General features: G+C 71.2%; 21 protein-coding genes. 6 read left to right on the top strand and 15 right to left on the bottom strand.

The annotated features are described in order from the left end of the window. Window positions 1–117 precede the first annotated feature (117 nt). A complete protein-coding gene (locus tag VGE03_RS03440; protein WP_331045074.1) occupies window positions 118–795 on the top strand; it encodes a Fe2+-dependent dioxygenase in 678 nt (225 codons plus the stop codon). 262 nt (window positions 796–1,057) lie between these two features. Here the strand turns inward: VGE03_RS03440 and VGE03_RS03435 are convergent, their stop codons facing one another. The 8 genes from VGE03_RS03435 to VGE03_RS03400 form a co-directional block, all read right to left on the bottom strand. Further along, the gene (locus tag VGE03_RS03435) at window positions 1,058–2,428 is read right to left on the bottom strand and encodes a sulfite reductase subunit alpha (RefSeq protein ID WP_331045073.1); all 1,371 of its coding nucleotides are present in this window, start codon (window positions 2,426–2,428) and stop codon (window positions 1,058–1,060) included. Beyond that, entirely contained in the window at window positions 2,425–3,459 is a 1,035-nt protein-coding gene (locus VGE03_RS03430) for an FAD:protein FMN transferase (RefSeq protein WP_331045072.1), read from the bottom strand. The genes VGE03_RS03435 and VGE03_RS03430 overlap by 4 nt, the downstream gene beginning before the upstream one ends. Window positions 3,460–3,524: 65 nt before the next feature. Then, a complete protein-coding gene (locus VGE03_RS03425) occupies window positions 3,525–4,325 on the bottom strand; it encodes a DUF4198 domain-containing protein (protein WP_331045071.1) in 801 nt (266 codons plus the stop codon). Between the two features lie 12 nt (window positions 4,326–4,337). After that, on the bottom strand, window positions 4,338–4,844 hold the full coding sequence (locus tag VGE03_RS03420) for a DUF2271 domain-containing protein (protein ID WP_331045070.1): 507 nt from the start codon (window positions 4,842–4,844) through the stop codon (window positions 4,338–4,340). Window positions 4,845–4,864: 20 nt separating this feature from the next. Further along, window positions 4,865–5,518: a PepSY-associated TM helix domain-containing protein gene (locus tag VGE03_RS03415; protein WP_331045069.1), complete on the bottom strand. Its 654-nt coding sequence runs from the start codon at window positions 5,516–5,518 to the stop codon at window positions 4,865–4,867. Window positions 5,519–5,571: 53 nt separating this feature from the next. Then, complete coding sequence (locus VGE03_RS03410) at window positions 5,572–7,593, bottom strand: TonB-dependent receptor (RefSeq protein WP_331045068.1); 2,022 nt, start codon at window positions 7,591–7,593, stop codon at window positions 5,572–5,574. 41 nt (window positions 7,594–7,634) lie between these two features. Then, window positions 7,635–9,242: an ATP-binding protein gene (locus VGE03_RS03405; protein ID WP_331045067.1), complete on the bottom strand. Its 1,608-nt coding sequence runs from the start codon at window positions 9,240–9,242 to the stop codon at window positions 7,635–7,637. Window positions 9,243–9,353: 111 nt separating this feature from the next. Further along, window positions 9,354–10,895, bottom strand: coding sequence for a UDP-N-acetylmuramate--L-alanine ligase (locus VGE03_RS03400; RefSeq protein WP_331045066.1), 1,542 nt, complete (start codon window positions 10,893–10,895; stop codon window positions 9,354–9,356). 215 nt (window positions 10,896–11,110) lie between these two features. Between VGE03_RS03400 and VGE03_RS03395 the strand changes: the two genes are divergently transcribed. Next, window positions 11,111–11,932, top strand: coding sequence for an LD-carboxypeptidase (locus VGE03_RS03395; protein ID WP_331045065.1), 822 nt, complete (start codon window positions 11,111–11,113; stop codon window positions 11,930–11,932). Between the two features lie 250 nt (window positions 11,933–12,182). After that, on the top strand, window positions 12,183–13,133 hold the full coding sequence (locus VGE03_RS03390) for an aspartyl protease family protein (protein WP_331045064.1): 951 nt from the start codon (window positions 12,183–12,185) through the stop codon (window positions 13,131–13,133). Window positions 13,134–13,210: 77 nt separating this feature from the next. Here VGE03_RS03390 and VGE03_RS03385 read toward each other — a convergent pair whose 3' ends face one another. From VGE03_RS03385 to VGE03_RS03370, 4 genes are all read right to left on the bottom strand, one after another. Beyond that, a complete protein-coding gene (locus VGE03_RS03385) occupies window positions 13,211–14,473 on the bottom strand; it encodes a glutamate-5-semialdehyde dehydrogenase (protein ID WP_331045063.1) in 1,263 nt (420 codons plus the stop codon). Continuing rightward, window positions 14,470–15,603 carry a glutamate 5-kinase gene (proB, locus tag VGE03_RS03380; RefSeq protein WP_331045062.1) on the bottom strand — a complete coding sequence of 378 codons (1,134 nt, stop codon included), beginning with the start codon at window positions 15,601–15,603 and terminating at the stop codon, window positions 14,470–14,472. The genes VGE03_RS03385 and proB overlap by 4 nt, the downstream gene beginning before the upstream one ends. 85 nt (window positions 15,604–15,688) lie before the next feature. Then, the gene (ypfJ, locus tag VGE03_RS03375) at window positions 15,689–16,537 is read right to left on the bottom strand and encodes a KPN_02809 family neutral zinc metallopeptidase (RefSeq protein ID WP_331045061.1); all 849 of its coding nucleotides are present in this window, start codon (window positions 16,535–16,537) and stop codon (window positions 15,689–15,691) included. Between the two features lie 67 nt (window positions 16,538–16,604). Continuing rightward, window positions 16,605–16,994: a hypothetical protein gene (locus VGE03_RS03370; protein ID WP_331045060.1), complete on the bottom strand. Its 390-nt coding sequence runs from the start codon at window positions 16,992–16,994 to the stop codon at window positions 16,605–16,607. A 102-nt stretch (window positions 16,995–17,096) separates the two neighbouring features. Between VGE03_RS03370 and VGE03_RS03365 the strand changes: the two genes are divergently transcribed. Both VGE03_RS03365 and VGE03_RS03360 read left to right on the top strand, forming a co-directional pair. Beyond that, on the top strand, window positions 17,097–17,276 hold the full coding sequence (locus VGE03_RS03365) for a hypothetical protein (RefSeq protein ID WP_331045059.1): 180 nt from the start codon (window positions 17,097–17,099) through the stop codon (window positions 17,274–17,276). A 175-nt stretch (window positions 17,277–17,451) separates the two neighbouring features. Beyond that, window positions 17,452–18,189 (top strand): EF-hand domain-containing protein, encoded by a 738-nt coding sequence (locus tag VGE03_RS03360; protein ID WP_331045058.1) that lies wholly within the window; start codon window positions 17,452–17,454, stop codon window positions 18,187–18,189. A 45-nt stretch (window positions 18,190–18,234) separates the two neighbouring features. On the opposite strand, the gene VGE03_RS03355 is transcribed toward VGE03_RS03360, so the two are convergent. Next, on the bottom strand, window positions 18,235–18,885 hold the full coding sequence (locus VGE03_RS03355; RefSeq protein WP_331045057.1) for a methyltransferase: 651 nt from the start codon (window positions 18,883–18,885) through the stop codon (window positions 18,235–18,237). Between the two features lie 81 nt (window positions 18,886–18,966). Here VGE03_RS03355 and VGE03_RS03350 point away from each other — a divergent pair, with 81 nt between their 5' ends. After that, window positions 18,967–19,140 (top strand): DUF1328 domain-containing protein, encoded by a 174-nt coding sequence (locus tag VGE03_RS03350; protein WP_331045056.1) that lies wholly within the window; start codon window positions 18,967–18,969, stop codon window positions 19,138–19,140. On the opposite strand, the gene VGE03_RS03345 is transcribed toward VGE03_RS03350, so the two are convergent. Together VGE03_RS03345 and VGE03_RS03340 are read right to left on the bottom strand one after the other, a co-directional pair. After that, window positions 19,133–19,519 carry a hypothetical protein gene (locus VGE03_RS03345; protein WP_331045055.1) on the bottom strand — a complete coding sequence of 129 codons (387 nt, stop codon included), beginning with the start codon at window positions 19,517–19,519 and terminating at the stop codon, window positions 19,133–19,135. The genes VGE03_RS03350 and VGE03_RS03345 overlap by 8 nt on opposite strands. Next, window positions 19,516–19,819, bottom strand: a 304-nt coding sequence (locus VGE03_RS03340) for a fatty acid desaturase (RefSeq protein WP_331045054.1), incomplete at its 5' end; no start/stop codon positions are given. The genes VGE03_RS03345 and VGE03_RS03340, both read right to left, overlap by 4 nt.

Here is a 19,819-nt window from a genome sequence, read left to right as displayed (position 1 = left end):
GGCGGCCATTTCGGCCCGAAGGTCCGCCGCGTAGAACCCGGGGGTTCAGGTGTCTTCCCTGATGGCCTGACCCCCGGGTTTTTCGCGTCCGGAAGCGGGTGCAACGAGGAGGCGGCGATGCTGCTGCACATTCCGGAAGTCTTCTCCAAGGCCGAGGTCGCCGCCCTGCGCGCGACGCTGGACCGGGGGCCTTGGGCGGACGGCAACGTCACCTCGGGCCACCAGTCGGCGACGGCCAAGGTGAACCGGCAACTGCCGGAGGACTCGGCCGAGGCGCGCGAGGTCGGCGGCCTGATCCTGCAGGCGCTGAACGCCAATCCGATGTTCGTGTCGGCGGCCCTGCCGCACACGATCTTTCCGCCCCTGTTCAATCGCTATGAAGGCGGCGAGCATTTCGGTGTCCATGTCGACAATGCGATCCGCCAGCGCGGCAACGTGCGCCTCCGCAGCGACCTGTCCTGCACCCTCTTCCTGGCCGAGCCGGACGAGTATGACGGCGGCGAGCTGATCATCGAGGAGATGTACGGGCCGCAGTCGGTGAAGCTGCCGGCGGGGGACCTGGTCCTCTACCCATCCAAGAGCCTGCACAGGGTCACGCCCGTGACGCGCGGGGCGCGGGTGGCCAGCTTCTTCTGGCTGCAGAGCCTGATCCGCGACGACGCCGACCGCGAGACCCTTTTCCGCATGGACGTGGCCATCCAGCGGGTGAACGCAGAGAAGGGCCCCAAGGACGCCGCCGTGCTGGAGCTGACGGCGGTCTATCACAACCTGCTGCGCCGCTGGGCGGAGGTCTGAGGGCGCCGGCTGGGCTCCCTTGGGCGGGGAGCTCGGGTCGGTGTGGGGCGGGGTGTTGGAAGTGGCTAGTTGCTAGTTGCTAGTGGCTGGCCGGCAGCCAGCGACGGCCCGGTCCGCGCCGCCCTTCCGCAACTACCGAATCTGCGAAACTAGCCACTAGCCACTAGCCACTAGCCACTAGCCACTAGCCACTAGCCACTAGCCACTAGCCACTAGCCACTAGCCACTAGCCACTAGCCACTAGCCACTAGCCACTAGCTACTCAGTACACGTCCCGCCGATATCGCCCGGCCTCGGTGAGGCCCAGCAGGGCCTCGGCGCCGATGACGGCTTCGAGGGCCTCGTGGACGCCCTTGGACATGCCTTCGAGGCTGCCGCAGACCATGATCGTCGCGCCGCGGGCCAGCCAGTCCTTCAGGGTGTCGGCCTGTTCCGTGATGATCGACTGCACATAGCGGCCGTCCCCGGCGTCGCGGGAGAAGACGCGGTCGAGGCGGGTCAGGAGGCCCGAGGCCTGCAGGGCCTCCAGCTCATCGTTCAGGAAGGCGTCGTGGGCGCGGGTGCGCTCGCCGAACATCAGCCAGGCGCCGCCGTGAGACTGGCCCTCGCGGGCCTTCAGATGGGCGCGCAGGCCCGCCAGACCCGTGCCGTTGCCGATCAGGATCAGGGGCGTGGCGGCGTCCGGGCCGTGGAAGCTGCGGTTTGTGCGAATCCGCATGTCGATCGGCACGAAGGTCGGCAGCCGACGGGTCAGCCAGTCGGAGGCGAGGCCGGGCAATCCGTCGTGGCGGATCACGCGCCGGATAATGAACTCGGCCCGGCCCGAGGCGGGCAGGGAGGCGACGGAGTATTCGCGGCTGCCATGGGATTCGCCGTCGCGGGCGGGCAGGCCGATCTCGGCGATGTCGCCCGCGACCCAGTGCGGCGTGTGATCGACCGGCTCGAAGGCCAGCAGATGGGCCTCGCCGCCGGGACTGCCGGGGTTGAGCAGGCGACGCTCGACCAGCCGCCAGCGGTCATAGGCGGGCGGGGTCCAGTCGGCCTGAATGGTCGAGCCGGTGATCAGGCCCAGCTGGTGCTGCCAGTGGCGGACGGCGCCGGTGTCGCCGTCGTCGACCTCGACGTGATCGAACAGGGGCTCGGCGCCCGAACGCTTGAGCCAGCCGTCCAGCGCGCGGCCGAAGCCGCAGTAGTCGGCGTAGGTGCGGTCTCCCAGCGCCAGCAGGCCGTAGGACAGGCCGGACAGGTCGGCGGGCGCCTTCATCACGGTGCGGACGAACCACGACATGCTGTCGGGCGGATCGCCCTCGCCGGTGGTGGAGGCGATGACCAGCATCCGCCCGGCGGCCTTGAGCTCGGCCGGTTCGAGGTCGCCCAGCAGGACGACGCGGGCGGGCGTTCCGGCGTCGGACAGGCTCCTGGCCGTCATCCAGGCCAGCTCCTCGGCGAGGCCGGTCTGGCTGGCGAAGGCGACGAGCACGGCGTCGGCGTCGGCCGGGCCGGACAGGGCGGCGGCCTTGCGGGCGGCGGCGCGCCGGGCCAGCGCGCGGCTGACGGCGACCGCGACGATGCTCAGCAGCCACAGGCCGACGGCCACGGCCGCCAGGGTCAAACGCACGGGATCGGTGGTCACGCGCCCTCTTCGAGCATGGCCCGGAAGGCCGGGGTCACGGTTTCGGTCAGGCCGTCCTCGCCGCGCACGACGAAGGCGGCGGCGATCCGCAGGGCGGCGGCGAAGGCGGGACCCTCGTCCGGGCCCATGACGGTCAGGGCGGTGGCCATGGCGTCGGCGTACAGGGCGGTGTCGGCCAGCACGGTGACCGAGGCCACGCCGTTGGCGACGGGCTTGCCGGTGCGGCCGTCGAGGGTGTGGCTATAGGCCTGTCCGTAGACCTCGTAGGTGCGGACCCAGTCGCCGGAGGTGGCGACGGCCAGATCGAACAGGGCGGCGACGGTGCGCGGCCCGGGCGCGCCCGGCGCCTGCTGCAGCTCGACCCACCAGGGCTGGCCGTCCGGCTTGACGCCCCGGCCGCGCAGCTCGCCGCCGATCTCGACCAGATGGTGATCGGCGCCGAGGGCGGTCAGAACGTCGGACAGGCGATCGACGGCGTGGCCCTTGGCGATGCCGGACAGGTCCAGCTGCAGGCCGCCGATCTGCTGGACGGCCCGCTGGTCACGGTTCAGGCGCAGGCGGTTCCAGCCGCTGACCGCGCGGGCGGCCTCGATCTCGTCCTCGAAGGGAACGGTGACGCCCGTGCCGAAGCCGTCGGCGGGGCGCGGACCCGGCGGGCCGAAGCCCCACAGGTTCACCAGGGCGCCGAGGGTCGGATCTACCGCGCCGTCGGTGTCGTCGGCGATGTCCATGGACCGGGTCAGCAGGTCCCAGAAGGGCTCGGACACGGCCCAGAAGCCTTCCGGCGCGGCGTTGAAGCGCGCCAGCTCCGAGCGCGGGTCCCAATGGCTGAACAGGGCGATGAGGCGCGACAGTTCGTCCTCGAGCGCGGACTGCACGGTCGCGCGGTCCAGACCCTGCGGCGGGACCAGGCGCACGGACCAGTCGGTGCCCATGGTCTGGCCGGCGAAATCCCAGATCAGGGTGGACGGCGGCCGGGCCGGGGCGCGGCCGTGGGTCGGGATCAGGACCCGGTTCTCGGCGCGCGGCACAGCATCGCCGCCCACGATGATCGGGGGCGGCGCGCTGCGGCTGTTCAGAGGGCCGCCGGGACGGGTCAGGGCAGGACTTCCAGCGAGCCGTTGTACTGGGCGTTGGAGGCCATCTGGCCGCCCTGGGCCGCGGTGCGGACCGAGGTGTTGATCCAGTACATGCCCGCTTCCGGCCAGGTGACGGTGAAGGAGCCGTCGGCGCCGGTGGTGACCGTCATCTCTTCCGGGTTGTCGCGGTAGCGGGTGCCGCCGCGGGCGATGGTGACTTCCTGACCGGCCAGCGGCTGGCCGTCGCGGATGAATTTGAAGGTGGCGGCCTCACCGGCGGCGAGGGCGTTCGGGTGGGTCACCGGGACCAGCTCGATGCCTTCATTGGTCGGGGCCAGGGCGCCGGTCGAGGTGGCGCCGAGGGTGACGAAGGTCTCGATGCGGCTGTTCGAGCGGGTGGCGACGACGTCGGTGGCGTCGGCCGGGATGTTGGCGGCCATTTCAGCCTCGGTCCCGCGCCAGCGCTTCTGCTCGCCGCCCTGCTTGTAGCTGACCATGACGCCGCCCATGACGTTGGCGACGCGGTAGGTGCCCTGCTGGGTCAGGTGCAGGTCGAAGGTCGAGCGATAACGGGCGCGGCCCAGGTTCTCGGGCTGGGCGGTCGAGCCGTCCGGCGCGGTGATGACCAGACCGCCCAGGTTCATGGCGGCGTGATCCGGAATGAAGACGCCGTTCGACATGCCGGCGTCGAAGCCGACCCAGGCGTCGGCGCCCGAGAGCGAGGTCGAGGTCGGGGCCAGCCAGGCGCGGTGGGCCTGGGCCGAGAGCGGCAGGGCGAGGGCGGCGAGGGCCGCGATGAGAGCGATGGACTTCTTCATGGCAGGCTTCCTTTAGCGGGTGACGGCGACGGTGACGGCGCCGAGTTCACGGGTTCCGGCCGCCCGGCCGGTGTTGGGACGACCCCAGCGGAAGGGGACGCGGACGGCTTCACGGCCGCCCAGTTCGCGGGCCGCCTCGACGACGATGACGTAGTCGCCGGCGGGCAGGTCGCGCAGACGCGCGGCCGGGATGCGGACGTTGTGCGTGCCCGGCGCCTTGGTGGCGCTGGAGACGCCGTCGGCCGGCAGGGTCAGGGCCTGACCGCCCCGGCGCCACCAGGTGCGCATATCCTTGAGCCAGTCCTTGCCCTCGCGGACGTTGGAGACCTCGTACCAGACGGCGAGGGTGCGCACGGCGGTGTTGTCCGGACGCTCGATCCACACCGCGACATAGGGGCGGTGATAGGCGGCGACGTTGAGGGTCGGGATCTGGACGGTGATGTTCAGGTCCGCGGCGAGGGCCGGGGTCGCGACGGCGGCGGCTGCGGCGGCGGTCAGGGCGATAGGCAACTTACGCATGATGAGGTCCGGGGCGGGCGTCAGTGAATGAACAACAGGGCGATGATAACGGGGATCAGCAAGCCCAGGCCCAGCAGGGGCCAGGTCGAGGGGCGCTGCCTGGCATGCATCCAGGTCAGGGCGAAGCCGGTGACGGCGAAGATGATGCAGGCGGCGGCGAAGACGTCGATGAACCAGAACCAGACCTTGCCCGCGTTCCGGCCTTTGTGGAGATCGTTGAGATAGGCGATCCAGCCGCGGGTGGTGCGTTCGCGCGAGGCCTCGCCGGTGGCGCGGTCGATGGTCAGCCAGCCGTCGCCGCCGGGCTCGGCCAGGGCGACGTAGATCTCATCGACCGTGGTTTCGGTCGGGCGGCCGGCGATCTTCACCTTGAAGGCGTCCTGCGCCCAGCGGGCCACGGCGTCCGGGACCGGATCGGTGGTGTCCTCGGGGAAGCTGGACAGGCGCTCCAGCAGGGGCGCGGGCAGGGTGGCCGTGGTGGTCGCGGTGACCGGCTCGGCCGGGATCGAGGCGGCGTGGTTCAGGGTGATGCCGGTGATGGCGAACAGCATCAGGCCGATCAGGCTGACGGCCGCCGAAATCCAGTGCCACTGGTGCAACTGCTTCAGCCAGAACGAGCGGGCGCCGTTCAGGGCTTTCTTGGGCTTGGGGGCTGTCGCGGCGGCGTCGGTCACGCTCGGCTAATGCCGAAATTGAGAACCGTTTGCAAGTCGTCGAGTGCGATGACTCAACGCGACAGTCTGACGCCGACAGACAGGGTGCGGGGCGGGGCGTAGCCGGCGACGCCGGTTCCGGTCTCGGACACCTCGATCTCCGCATCGAACAGGTTGGCGGCGCTGATCCAGAGGGTGGTGGCGTCGTTCAGGCTCCAGTCGGCGCGCAGGTCGAGGGTTCCGCCCGCCTCCAGAACGCGGCTGTTCAGGTCGTCCTCGAAACGGTCGCTCTCCCAGCGGGCGTCGGCGGCGAGGGTGAGGCGGTCGGTGGCGCGCCAGTCGAGGCCCGCGACGGCGCTGAAGCGCGGGGCCTGGGCGGGGCGCAGGCCGGTGAGCTGGGGCGCGGCGGCTCCGCCGTCCACCTCGGCGTCCGTCAGCGACAGGGCGGCGCGCAGGGTCAGGGCGTCGGTGACGGTCAGGCGTCCGTCCAGTTCCAGCCCGACGGCCTCGATGGTTCCGGCGTTCCGGCGCTGGCGCAGGACGCCGCCCGCCGGGACGAAGCCCGCGCGCGGGAAGGTCGCCGGACCTTCGCCGATGGTGACGTTGACGATGGCGTCGTCCAGCCGGGTCCAGAAGGCGGTGGCGTTCAGGGACGCGCGGCCGCCGGTCCAGCTCCAGCCCGCCTCGGCGCCGGTGACGGTCTCGGGCTCCAGCGCGGCGTTGGCCTCGGTCAGGTCGTTGCCGACGCGGAAGGGGCGATGCAGCTCGTTCAGGGTGGCGGGGCGGAAGCCGGTGTAGGCCGCCAGTCGCATCGCCTGTCCGTCGCCGATGTCGCGGCGGACGCCGAGACGGGCGCTGATCACCTCGCCGGAGCGGTCGGGATCGGTCTCGTCCAGCGTCACGGCGAGGGTCTGGCGGTCGCGCTCGAAGCGCCGGCCGCCGGTGTTCTCCCACCGGTCGGCGCGCAGGCCGCCGGCGATCAGCCAGGGGCCGGTGGTCCATGAGCCCTCGGCATAGGCGCCGATGACGGAGGTCTCGCCGCCCGCGATGCGGTCGCGGGTGAACTGGCCGCCCATGTAGCGGAATCTCTCGTGCGTCTCGCCGTCGGCGAAGCGGGCGTCGGCGCCCAGCTCCCATTCGACGCGACCGATGCCGCTGACGCGGACGCGGCGCAGGGCGGCGTTGAGGCCCCAGCCGGCGGCGGGCGTCTCGAACTGGTCGTTGGCGGGAGTGGTCGTCGCGCGGTCGGCGGCGACGGCGACGGAGCTATTGGCCAGATCGCTTTCGCGTCGCCAGACCTGCAGGCGCCAGCCGGGACGGTCGGCGTTCGGCTGGACGGCTGCGGTGGCGGACAGCGCATTGCCGCCGGCGGTCGAGCGGGCCCCGGCGAGGCCGGAGCCGCGATCCTCCTCGAAGGCCGAGGCGCGCAGGGAGACGGTGGCGGGACCGACGGGCAGGTCGGCGCGGACGGCGGCGGCCCGCACCTCCAGATCGAGCGGGGTGTCGGCGGCCCCGGCGGCCGCGCCGCGCACGGGGACGTAACCGTCGCTGGTCTCGTAGAGGCCCGAGGCGACGATCCGCGCGGGGCCGAGGTCGGTCGCGCCGGAGGCCGAGAGGCGGGCGCCGCCACGCTCGGCGACGGAGGCGTCGACGGCCCAGCCCATGTCCCGCTCGCGCAGTTGGATCACTCCGGTCAGGGCGCCCGCGCCCCAGGGACCGGCGCCCGCGCCGCGCACGATGTCGAGGCCCGACAGGCTCTCGGTCGGCAGCTGGGACCAGATTACCCAGCCGCCGAAGGGATCGTTCACCGGCACGCCGTCCAGCGTCACCAGCGTCCGGCCCGCGCCGGAGGGTGCGATGGCGCGCAGGCTGATGCCCTGCGTGGTCGGATTGGCCGCCAGGCTGGAGGTGCGGCGGAACAGGGAGACGGCGGGGACGGAGGCCAGCGCCTCGTCCAGCCGCGCCTCGGCGCGCAGGTCGCGGTCGTCCAGGCGGATGACGGCGAAGGCGGCCTCGCCGGCGGCCGGCGGCAGGCGCGCGCCGGTGACGATGACTTCGGGAAGCTCGGACGGGGGCGGCGGGGGGATCTGCAGCATCAAGCGCGACAATACCCCGCTTCGTCGCCGGTTGCGTCCGTTCAGGCCGCCTGCGCCGCTTCGTCGCCGGGTGTGGCCGACAGGACCCGGCGGATGGCGTCGAGCAGGACGTCCGGCTGGATCGGCTTCTGCGCCACCCCGTCCATGCCCGCGGCCAGATAGTCGGCCTCGTCGCGCGGATCGGCGTTGGCGGTGAGCGCCAGAATGGGCAGCGATGACACCGGACCGGGCAGGGCGCGGATCGCCCGGGTCGCCTGAATGCCGTCCATGACGGGCATCTTCACGTCCATCAGCACCAGATCGAAGCGGCCCTGCTGGACCCGGTCCACGGCCTCGCGGCCGTTCTCCGCGGTCTCCGAGGTGCAGCCGAAGAGCTCCAGAACCTTGCCCGCGACGAAGCGGTTGGTCGCGTTGTCGTCGACGACCAGCACATGCAGGGTCTCATGCGGCGTCGGGGCGGCGGCGGCCTCCTCGGTCGCGGGATCGGCGGCGGTGAGGGGCAGGCGCAGGTCGAAGCTGAAACGGGCGCCGCCGCGGGGCGAGCGCTCGACGCCGATGCGGCCGTGCATCCGCTCGACGATCTGTCGGCAGATGGCCAGACCCAGCCCGGCCCCCGCGCCCTCGCGTCCCGCGCGGCCGGTGTTGAAGGGATCGAAGATGGTCGCCGCGGTGTCCTCGGCGACCCCCGGCCCGCTGTCGTCAACGGTGACGGTCAGGTGGGCGTCGGCGCCCTCGGCGCGGGCGGCGATATGCACCGCGACCTCGCCGGACGGGGTGAATTTCAGGGCGTTGCCGATCAGGTTGTTGAGCAACTGCTTGAGCCGGACCTCGTCCGCGACGACGTGGTCCGCGCCTTCGGCGTCGCAGGTGACGCCGAGCGCCAGCGCCTTCTCGTCGGCGCGCGGCCCCCACAGGTTGGTCAGGTCGCGGGCGATCGCCCGCAGCGACACCGGCCCGGTCTCGAAGGTCATCAGGCCCGCCTCCGCGCGGGACATGTCGAGGGCGTCGGTCAGCAGCCGCAGCAGGCTCTGGCCCGAATCCAGGATGGTGCGGACGTAGGGGCGCATGGCGTCCTGTGTCAGTTCGCGCTCCATCAGGGCGGCGACCCCCAACACCCCGTTCAGGGGCGTGCGGATCTCGTGGCTCATGACCGCGAGGAACTCGGACTTGGCGCGGCTGGAGGTGCGGGCCTCCTGTTCGGCGCGGGCCAGGTCGCGGGCCAGGACGCTCATCGCCTGCGCGCGCTTGCGGTGGATGGCGCTGCCCGCCTGCAGCAGGTGCACCCCCGCGCCCACTCCGACGTAACGGCCGTTCGAAACGACCACGAAGCCGTTCAGCAGGGCCCCGAGATTGCCCGCGTCGAGGGTCTCGAACAGGGTTTCGGCGTCGGCGTCGGCGTCGAGCACCCGGGGCGCCGGGTCCATGAAGCTGGAGGCCGGGCGACGGGCGTAGAGGGCGCGGCCGAATTCGGCGGCCATGCGCAGGGTGAAGGCGTTGCGCTCCACCAGACCGACCGGGCGATCGTCGGCGTCGACCACGGCGATGGCCAGGGTGTCGGGTTCACGCTCGAAGCGTTCGAAGACGTGCGCGCCCGGGGTGTCCGGCCCGATGGGCGCGGCTCCGCTGGCAAAGTCTCCGATCCTGGCCATTCACGCGCACTCCCGCTTCGGGATGGCGGGATAAGGTCTGTCACTTAATGCGAGCTTTGCCGTGCGTGAATGTTTCGAGATATTCTCTTGAATATCAGTCCGTAAGCGGAGCTAAAACTTCCCGAGAAGGTCTGCGGCGAAGGTCGAAAGGGTGTCGTCGCGGGCGCCCATGACGATGATCCGGTCGCCGGGTTTCGCCAGTTCGACGATGCGGTCGCCGCAGGCGTCGCGGGTGGGCAGGGCCTCGGCGGTGCGACCCATCGCGCGGACGCCCGAGGCGATGTCCTCCGAGCCGACGGACTTGTCGGTGGTGCCGCCGTAATAGACGGGCTCGGGCATCAGCAGGACGTCGTCCGGGCGCATCAGGCCGGCGAAGCCCTCGATGAACTCGGACTTCATCAGCTTCAGCGGGCCGAAGCCGTGCGGCTGGAACAGGATCAGAAGACGACCATCGAAGGCGTGCAGGGTCTTCAGGGTGGCGGCGATCTTGTCCGGGTTATGGGCGAAGTCGTCGATGACGGTGACGCCGTTCGCGGTCCCGACCACCTCCATGCGCCGGCGGATGCCGGAGAAGGTTTCGAGCGCGGCGGTCGCCTCGGCCAACGGCACGCCCAGCGCGTGCACGGCGCCGAGGGCCGCCAGCGCATTGGCGACGTTGTGGGCGCCGGGGACGTTGAGCACCACATCGAATTCCTTCCCCCCTTGCGGGGGAAGGTGGCCGGCGGAGCCGGTCGGATGGGGGGTGTCGGCGCCGGCGTCGGACGGCCGGCCTTCAGGCGGGGTGCGTGCGGATGCAGACCCCCCATCCGTCTCGCTGCGCGAGCCACCTTCCCCCTCAAGGGGGGAAGGGTTGGAGACGACGAGCCGGAATTTCATCCCCGTGGGGCGGGGCTCCAGATCGTGGGCGTTCAGCGTCGCCGCCTCTTCGCCCAGGGCGAAGGTCACGACCTTGTCGGCGGGCAGGGTCTGGGCGAGGGCGGCGGTCTCGGGGTTGTCCAGGTTGAGGACGGCGGTGGTCGCGCGGTCGGTGAAGCCGCCGAACAGCTCGCGCAGCTCCTCCATCGACTTGTGGTCCAGCGAGATGTTGGAGACCACGGCGACGGTCGGATTGTAGCGGGCGATGGAGCCGTCGCTTTCATCGACCTCGGACACGAACAGGTCGGCGCCGCCGATCAGGGCGCTGGCGAAGGGGTGGTCGGCGTCGGCGTAATTCTTCATCACCGCGCCGTTCATGACGGTGGGCGCGCGACCGGCCTTGTGCAGGATCCAGGCGATCATGCCGGTGATGGTCGACTTGCCCGAGGTGCCCGCCACGCCGATGGAGGCGGGGGCGGCGTTGAACAGTTCGCTGAGCAGCTGGGGGCGGGTCTTGATGGTCGCGCCGACAGCCTTGGCCGCGCCGATGTCGGGGACGGTGTCCTCGACCGCGCCGGTGGCGACGACGATCTGGTCGGCGCGGGTGACGCCCGAGCCGTCCTGCGGATACAGGGCGACGCCGTGGGCCTCGAGCCAGGCGAATTTCTCGGGCGTGCGGCCCTGGTCGCGAGAGCGGTCCGAGCCCTCGATGCGATGGCCGCGCGCTTGCACGATCATCGCCAGCGGCAGCATGCCCGAGCCGCCGATCCCGCAGAAGAAGTAGTCGTCGTGAGTCATAAGGCGTGACTAAGCCCCTTCCCCTCGAGGGGGAAGGGGTTGGGGATGGGGTGGGGCCGCCGTCGGGACCGGGTTGGCTCGGGAGGCTTCGGAGCCTTTCGCGCCCTGCCCTCGATCAGTCTGCCTCCACCCCTCCCAACCCTCCCCCTCGAGGGGAGGGCTTTTGCCGCGTCGGACCTCGTGCCAAGACGGGCTGTCATGGGAGTTCCGCCGCAATGAAGATCGGCATCGTCAACGCCAGCTCGCGTTTCTCGAAGGAGAGGGGCGAGGCGATCGAGGCGTGGTTCGCGGCCAATGTGCCGGACGGGTCGATCAAGATCGTCTTCCATCCCGCCGTCTTCCAGAAGCACGGCCATTTCGGCGGGGACGACGCCACGCGCGCCAACGCCTTCGTCGAGTTCGCCAATGATCCGCGGCTGGACGCGATCTGGTTCGCGCGCGGCGGCTACGGCTCGTGTCGGATCGCGGAGGCGGTGCTGCCGCGACTGACCGAGGTGGCGCGGGAGAAGCGGTACCTCGGCTATTCCGACGCGGGCAGCCTGCTGGCCGGGCTGTACAAGGCGGGCTTCCCGCATGTGGCGCACGGGCCGATGGCGTCCGATTCGGTGCGGCACGATGAAACGGCCTGGCGGGCGCTGAACTGGCTGAAGAGCGGGGCGTCGTCGTCGTGGGAGCCGTCGCTGCACACGGATCCGCGCCCGGCCGTGGCCTTCAACCTGAGCATCCTCGACGCCCTGGTCGGCACCTATCTGGAGCCGGACCTGACCGGCCATGTGCTGATGCTGGAGGACGTGTCCGAGCCCCTGTACCGGATCGACCGGATGATGTTCCACCTGACCGCCCAGCCGTCGATCCGGAAGGTGGCGGGCATCCGGCTGGGGCGGGTGTCGGAGATCGTGCAGAACGATCCGGACTTCGGCCTGACGGCCGAGGAGATCACCCGCTACTGGTGCCAGCGGTCGGGGATTCCGTATCTGGGCGCCGCCGATATCGGGCACGACGGGGCCAATACGGTGGTGCCCTTCGGACACCGTTAGGACACATTTTATTCATGCTGGCCGCGAAGCCAGTGGACAGCACCCGGATTGGTGTGCATTTACAGTCTGGTAACCCTGAGGTCTCGGATCCGGGGTTGGCGGGGGTTCGGGGATACCGGCCTCGCATTCGAGCCGGTCGGCGTCGGGGGGCGCCGGCCGGTTCGTCGTTTCAGTACCCTGGTGATCGCCGGGGTGTGACGCGACGTCTCGCCGCTGGCGTCCCGAAGGTCCACGCGCCATCTTGGTTTCGATGAACCGCCGCAGCCTCCTGATCCGCGCCGCCGGACTGCTCGCCGTCGCCGGAGGCGCCTGGTGGGCGCGGGACCATCTGTTCTGGCCGAAGCCCGAACTGGTCTTCGGGCCGGAGGGGGCGACGCCCTGGATGGCCTATCAGCGGCCCGCCGTGACGCCGACCGTCGCGGTGAAGATCGAGGGCCGGGACGTGCTGGCCCTGATCGACAGCGGCGCCCAGTATTCGGTGATCCACCGCGACTTCTTCGATGCCCTTCCGAACGAGGGGCGGGCCCTGTTCGACATGCCCCTGCTGGCCTACGGCGTCGGCGGCGGGACCCAGGTGGGGCGCGGCGCCTCGATCGCGGTGGACCTGCCCGGCCTGTCGATCCGCAAGCTGAGGGCGGCGATCCTCGATCTCGGACCGCTGGCGGCCGATGACGGTCTGCGGACGCCGCTGATTCTCGGACAGGACGTGCTGGGCGAGGCGGTGCTGGCCCTCGATCCGCGGCGTCGTCACTCGCGCCTCGTGCGTCGCGACGTCTTCGTGCGTCCGCCCGACCTGATGGCGACCGAGGTGCGCCGGCAGGGGACGGCGCTGGAGGCGGACCTGACGGTAGAGGGGGCGACGGTGCGCGCCATCGTGGACACCGGCGCCTCGTCCCTGCTGGGCCTCAGCCGGGAGGCGGCGAATACGGTCGGACTGCTGGACGGGCGGCCGGAACGCGGCGGAACCAGCCTGGTGCTGGGCGGGGCCATGCGCTCGACGATCGTCGAGGCGCGTACGGTGACCTTCGCCGACCATCTGTACGAGCGGGTCGAGGTGGGGGTGTTCGACCAGCCGCCCCTGCCCAACTTCCCCGGCGGTCTGGTGGGGATGGAGGCGTTCCGCGACCGCCGGGTGGCGCTGGATCTCGGCGAGGGCACGCTGCACGTCTCGCGGCCGCTGGACCTGACGATCGGGATGTAGGGCGTGGGGTGTGGGGTGTGGGGTGTCGAGAGGTGGCGCGCCGGGTCCATCACACCCGACACCCGAGACCCCACGCCCTACCCCCTGACCTGCCCCGCGCCACGCACCACATATTTGTAGCTGGTGAGCTGTTCGGCCCCGACCGGGCCACGCGCGTGCAGGCGGGAGGTGGCGATGCCGATCTCGCCGCCGAAGCCGAACTCGCCGCCGTCCGCGAACTGGGTCGAGGCGTTCCACATGACGATGGCGCTGTCGACGGCGCCCAGGAAGGCGGTCGCCGCCGTTTCGTCTTCCGTGATGATCGCCTCGGTGTGGCCCGAGCCGTAGCGGCGGATGTGGTCCACGGCCTGAGCCAGATCGTCCACGACGCGCACGGCCAGGACAGGGGCCAGGTATTCGGTGGTCCAGTCGGTCTCGGACGCGGCGGTGATGGAGGGGACGAGGGCGCGGCTGTCGACGTCGCCGCGCAGGCTGCACCCGGCCGCTTCCAGAGCGGCGGCGAGGCGGGGCAGGAGGGCGGTCGCGCAGGCGCGGTCGATCAGCAGGGTCTCGGTGGCGCCGCAGACCGAGACGCGGCGCATCTTGGCGTTGACCAGCACCGCCTCGGCCATGTCCGGATCGGCGGCGGCGTGGACATAGGTGTGGTTCAGGCCCTCGAGGTGACCCAGTACAGGCACGCGGGCCTCGGCCTGGACCCGGGCGACGAGGCTCTTGCCGCCGCGCGGGATCAACAGGTCGATGGTCCCCTCCAGCCCGGTCAGCAGGGCGCCGACGGCGGCGCGGTCCGGGGTGTCGATCAGCTGGATCGCGTCGGCGGGCAGGCCGGCGGCCTGAAGGCCCTCGACCATGGCGGCGTGGATGGCCAGCGAGGACGACAGGCAGTCCGAGCCGCAGCGCAGCAGGGCGACATTGCCGGAGCGCAGGCACAGGGCGGCGGCGTCGGCCGTCACATTGGGCCGGCTCTCGTAGATGATGGCCAGCACCCCGATGGGCGTGGCGACGCGGGCGATGTCGAGACCGTTGGGGCGGGTCCAGCGAGCGGTCTCGCGGCCCAGGGGATCCGGCAGGGCGGCGACCTCCGCCACGGCGTCGGCGACGGCGGCGAGGCGCGCGGGGCTGAGCGCCAGTCGGTCGATCAGGGCTTCGGACAGGCCGTTCTCACGGGCGCGGGCGATGTCTTCGGCATTGGCCGACAGGATGGCGTCGGCCCGGGCGCGCAGGGCGACGGCGGCGGCCTCCAGCGCGCGGGTGCGGGTTTCGGGCGAGGCCAGACGCAGGGCGTCGGCGGCGGCGCGGGCGCGGCGACCTCTCTCCAGCATGGCGGCGGCGATGTCGGTCATGCCGCGCCCTCCAGCACCAGATCGTCGCGGTGGATGGCGACCTGCGGCCCCTTGTAGCCGACCAGCCCCTCGATCTCGGCGGTCTGGCGGCCCCGGATCAGGGCCATCTCCTCGGCGGAGAAGGCGGCGAGGCCCACGGCGGCGCGGACGCCGTCAGGGGTGACGACCAGCACGCTGTCGCCCCGGTCGAAGCGGCCCTCGACCCGCTGGACGCCGGAGGGGAGCAGGCTCTTGCCCGCGCGCAGGGCGGCGACGGCGCCGTCGTCGATGACCAGCCGTCCGGCCGGATCGACGCTGCCCGCGATCCACGACTTCCATGCCGCCATCGGACCGGCGGGCGCGGAGATCAGGGTGGCCTTCGCGCCGTCGGCGACGGCGGCCAGCGGGCGGTCGGTCAGGCCCGAGGCGATGACGGTGGCGCAGCCCGCCGAGCGGGCGATGCGGGCGGCCTCCAGTTTGGTGCGCATGCCGCCGGTGCCGACGGAGGCCGAGGCGTTGGCCTCGCCCGCCATGGCCATGACCTCGGGGGTCAGGGATTCGACGAGAGGCAGGTGGGCGGCGTCGGGGTTGCTCCGCGGATCGGCGTCGTAGAGGCCGTCGATGTCGCTGAGCAGGACCAGCAGGTCGGCGCGGGCCAGCTGGGCCGTGCGGGCGGCGAGGCGGTCGTTGTCGCCGTAGCGGATCTCCTCGGTGGCCACGGTGTCGTTCTCATTGACCACGGGCACGGCCTTGAGGCGCAGCAGGGCGTCCAGCGTGGAGCGGGCGTTGAGCCAGCGGCGGCGGCGTTCGGTGTCGTCGCGGGTCAGCAGGATCTGGGCGAGGTTCAGGCCGTGGGGCGAAAGGGCCGTCTCCCACGCCTGCATCAACAGGGACTGGCCGGCGGCGGCGGCGGCCTGTTTCTCATCCAGCCGGGCCGATTTCGAAATGCCCAGACGGCCCCGGCCGAGCGCGACGGCGCCGGAGGAGACGACGATCACCTCGACGCCGCGCGCGCGCAGGTCGGCGATCTCCTGACCGAGGGCGGCCAGACGCGCGCCGTTCGGTCGCCCGCCGTCGATCAGCAGGGCGGAGCCGACCTTGAGCACAAGGCGACGGGAGGCGGCGAGGGCGGAGGCGGCGGAGGAGGACACGGCGGGACCTTGCCGCGCCGTGTGCGCCGCAACAACCCGTCTGAAGCCTGAAGGCAGGCTTCAGGGTCTTTCCACCGATTTCGGTCTAGAGGCCGCTGAACGTATCGCAGACGCGGGGATCGCCGCTTTCATAGCCGCGACGCAGCCAGGCGACGCGGTCGGCCGATGAGCCGTGGGTGAAGCTCTCCGGCGAGACGCGGCCGCCCGAGCGGCGTTGCAGGGTGTCGTCGCCGATGGCCGAGGCCGTCTTCAGACCCTCCTCCAGATCACCGGCGGTGAGGCTGACCTGACCGTTCGAGGCCGTCGAGGCGTTGGCGGCCCAGACGCCGGCGTAGCAGTCGGCCTGAAGCTCCAGGGCGACCGAGTATCGGTTGGCCTCGGCCTGACCGCCCGCGCGCTGCTGCGCCTGACGGACCTGATCGGACGTGCCGGTCAGGGTCTGGATGTGGTGGCCGTATTCATGGGCGATGACATAGGCGCGGGCGAAGTCGGCGCCCGAGGCCCCCAGCTGGGTCTCCATCTCCTGCCAGAAGCCGAGGTCGAGATACACCTTCTGGTCCGCCGGGCAGTAGAAGGGCCCCATGGCGCTCTGGCCCATGCCGCAGCCGGTCTGGGTGCCCTGCTCGTAGAGGACGACGGTGGGCGGGCGGTAGCCTTCCAGCCTGGACCGCCAGACGTCGTCGATATTGGCGCCGATGACGTCGACGAACAGGCCGGCCTGGTCCTCGGGCGTGCCGGCCTTGCCCTGCTGTTCGGCGCCCACGCCGCCCAGCTGGCTGGTGATCTGCTGGGTGGTGGAGGGATCGATGCCGAAGACGAAATAGCCGATGGCCGCCAGAACCAGCGCGCCGATGCCGCCGCCCGCCAGCCCGACCGGGCCCATGCCGCGCCGATCCTCGATATTGCCGCCGCGGCGGCCGCCTTCCCAACGCATGATCCGTCCTCCCTCGCCTCAAACCCGAGCGAAGCCGTAACGCGGGTCCAGCGCAAGGGATGCGGTGTTAATTCGGACGACGTTCCAGCCAGGCGTCGATCTCGCCGACCCGGTCGGAGGTGGTCTCGCGGCGCTGCGTGGCCGAGAGGCGGGCGGCCCTTTCCTCGTCCGGCGAGCGCAGGGCGGGCGGCGACGACGGGACGTAGGGATCGGCCGTGCGGCGGCTGTCCATCTGCTGGCGGTTCAGCCGGGTCTCAAGCTCCAGCTGCCGCACCGTGGCCTCGCGCCGGTCGGACTGGAGGCGCAGGCGATCCATTTCATAGCGGTGCTGGTCGGCCTGGTACTGATGCTGGTCCCAGGGGGAAGGGCCCGGCGGCAGGGGGCGGACGCTCTGGGCGGCCGCGGGGGACGCCAGCAACGGCGCGGCGAGGGCGGCGATGAGAAGGGCGCGGGTCATGGGGACAAGATGGGCCCTCGCGCCGTGGTGACCAAGCGTGACCGGAACCGAACAGCCCCCGTTCCGGTTTTGCCTGCGGAGCGTCGCCATGAGGAGCCTGCCGTGACCAAATCCATGACTGACCCCGGCTTCAGCCGCGATCCGGAGCTGGAGCAGGCGCGCGGGACCGGGCGGCCCGCCGCGTCCGAGATGTCGGGCGAGGATCATTCGGACGATCCCGCGCCGGATCGCCACATCCATTTCTCGCCGGATCCCGAGGCGCCGGACGTTCCGGGTCGTTAGGATTTCGGCAAGGCCTCCGGCGGCTTTGAGGCTGGTTTGTTTCTGACAAGAAACACAATATTTTTCATATAGATAGGTGGCCGCTTCGGCGGCGATCTTGCATCGCGCCCGATGCCGCGACGACGGTCCGCAAGGGGCGTCGGGACGTGGCTCAACCCTCCCAGGGAACACCGCGATGCAGATATCATCGACCAATGCGGCGTCCTCGGGTCTGGCGATGCAGGCGCTGAAAAACCTGTTCCAGACCTCGAAGACGTCGGAGACCGGGCAGGAAATGCCCGGAGCCGCCGCCGCGGGCGGCGCCAAGGGCCCTCCGCCCGGACCGCCGCCGGGGCCTCCGCCCGCGAGCATGAACGGCGGCGGTTTCAGCGCTGAAACAATGTCGGGCCTGCTGGACGCCCAGGAAGAGAGCGACAGCCTCGCCTCGGCGATCATCGACGAGGCGGACACCGACGGCGACGGCAAGCTGAGCGCCGCCGAGATCGCCGCCTCGATGGGTGTGTCCGACGCCTCGGAGATCGAGGACGTGTTCGCCGCCCTCGACGCGGACGGCGACGGAACGGCCAGCGCGGACGAACTGTCCGCCGGGCTGGAGGCCTCGCGGCCGCAGGGCCCGCCGCCGCCGCACGGCGGTCGGGGCGGCCCGCCCTCGGCGACCGAGATGGCGTCGACCCTGCTGGAGACGGCGGACGGCGACGCTGACGGCGCGCTGGGACTGGGCGAGATCGCCTCGGCCCTCGGTCAGGAGGAGGCCGACCTGACGGAGGCCTTCGCCTCCCTCGACTCGAACAGCGACGGCAGCCTGGCGGCGGATGAACTGACCAGCGCCATCCAGTCGATGCTGTCGCGCCAGATGGCGGCCTACGGCTCGTCGACGGCGGCCTCGGCGTCGTCGGTTTCGCTGGCGGCCTGACGAAACGGAGGGGCGGTCCGTCGAACGCGGGCCGCCTCTTCGCCCTTACGCCATGGCCCAGACGGCCGAGCGCTTGATCTCCTGATCCTCGAGCTCGCGCGTGGTCGGCACCCGATACTCGGCCAGGAAGTTGAGGCCGGACTTGGGGAAATAGGTGCGACCGGGATCGCCGACCAGGACGCGGGTTCCGTTGGCGCGGGCCTGACCCAGCCAGTCCAGGACGCGGTCGGTCATCGGCTTTTCGTAGCAGACGTCGCCGGCGCAGATGACGTCGACCGGCGGGGGCGGGGCGTCCAGCAGGTTCCGGTCGGTGAAGGCCATGGCCACGCCGTTGGCTTCGGCGTTCAGGGCGACAGCCGCCCCGCAGAAGGGATCGATGTCCGTTCCCAGCACAGAAGCGGCCCCGGCCTTCATCGCCGCGATGCCGACGAGCCCGGAGCCGGTGGCGAAGTCGAGCACGGTCCTGCCCGCCACCTCGGACGGATTGTCCAGCAGCCAGCGCGCCACCGCCTGACCGCCCGCCCAGGCGAAGGCCCAGAAGGGCGGGGGCAGGCCCAGCTCGCCCAGCTCTTCCTCGGTCAGCCGCCAGATCGGGGTGATCTCATCGGCCAGCCAGAGCGAGATCTCCGGCGCGTGCGGGACCGCCTGCAGCCGGGTGTTCTCGAGGATGAAGGCGGCGGGATCGGCGATGGGCATGGGGTGTCCTAGCACGACCTTGTAGCTTCGGCGCGGAACCGCGGGACAGTCGTGCCGTTCTCCGGCTGTAAGGAGAACGACATGCTCAAGTGGGCTTTGATTTTTGCAGTGATCGCCCTGATCGCGGGTGTTCTGGGGTTCGGCGGGATCGCCGGCGCGGCGGCCGGGATCGCCAAATTCCTGTTCATTCTGGCGCTGATCATCTTCGCGGTGTTCGTCGTGCTGGGCCTGACGATCGCGAAGAAGGTCACCTGACCGGACGACGACCGCCTCCGAGGCGCCGAACCATCGCGCGCAGGCCATAGACGATCAGCCCCAGCAGGCTCGCGAGCCAGAGAAGGTTCGCGGCCATGTCCAGGACGCCGACCGGCGTGGAGCCGTTCTCCCAGTCGCCCAAGTAGGCGGACGGCCGGGAGTCGAGATCCTGCCACCACGGCGCGGGCTCGCCCGGGTGGGCCCGCGTCCACGCGCCTTCCTCGCCGCCGCCGAAGACGCGCTCGAAGGACGGCATGGGCTTCAGAACCAGATAGCTGTCGCCGAGCGAGCCCTCGGGCACGACGACGCCGGTGAAGGCCGAGTAGGCGCTCAGGAGGATGAAAAGGCCGCTGAGGACGACCACGATCCGGTTCTTCATGCAGCCTTGGTCGACGCCTTGCGAAGAACGGTCAAGTAGCCGTCCGCCACCTCCATCCGCTCCCCCTGCGGCTTGCCGCGCACGGCCCTGTGCAGGGCGGGCAGGCGCCAGCAGGGGACGTGCATGAAGAGGTGGTGCTCGGCGTGGAAATTGACCCAGTAGGGGGCGATGAAGGCGCGCTCCCACCAGGAGGCGCGGGTGGTGCGGGCGGCGCGGAAGGGGTCGGTCGCCGAGCCCTCGACACAGGCGTGCTCGGCGATGTTGCGCAGGCGGGTGACCATCGGGAACCAGGTCGCCATG

Source organism: Brevundimonas sp. (assembly GCF_036400995.1).
Classification (GTDB): Bacteria; Pseudomonadota; Alphaproteobacteria; order Caulobacterales; family Caulobacteraceae; genus Brevundimonas.
Note: the sequence above shows the minus strand (reverse complement) of the source record. Positions and strands in the feature narration are given on the sequence as shown.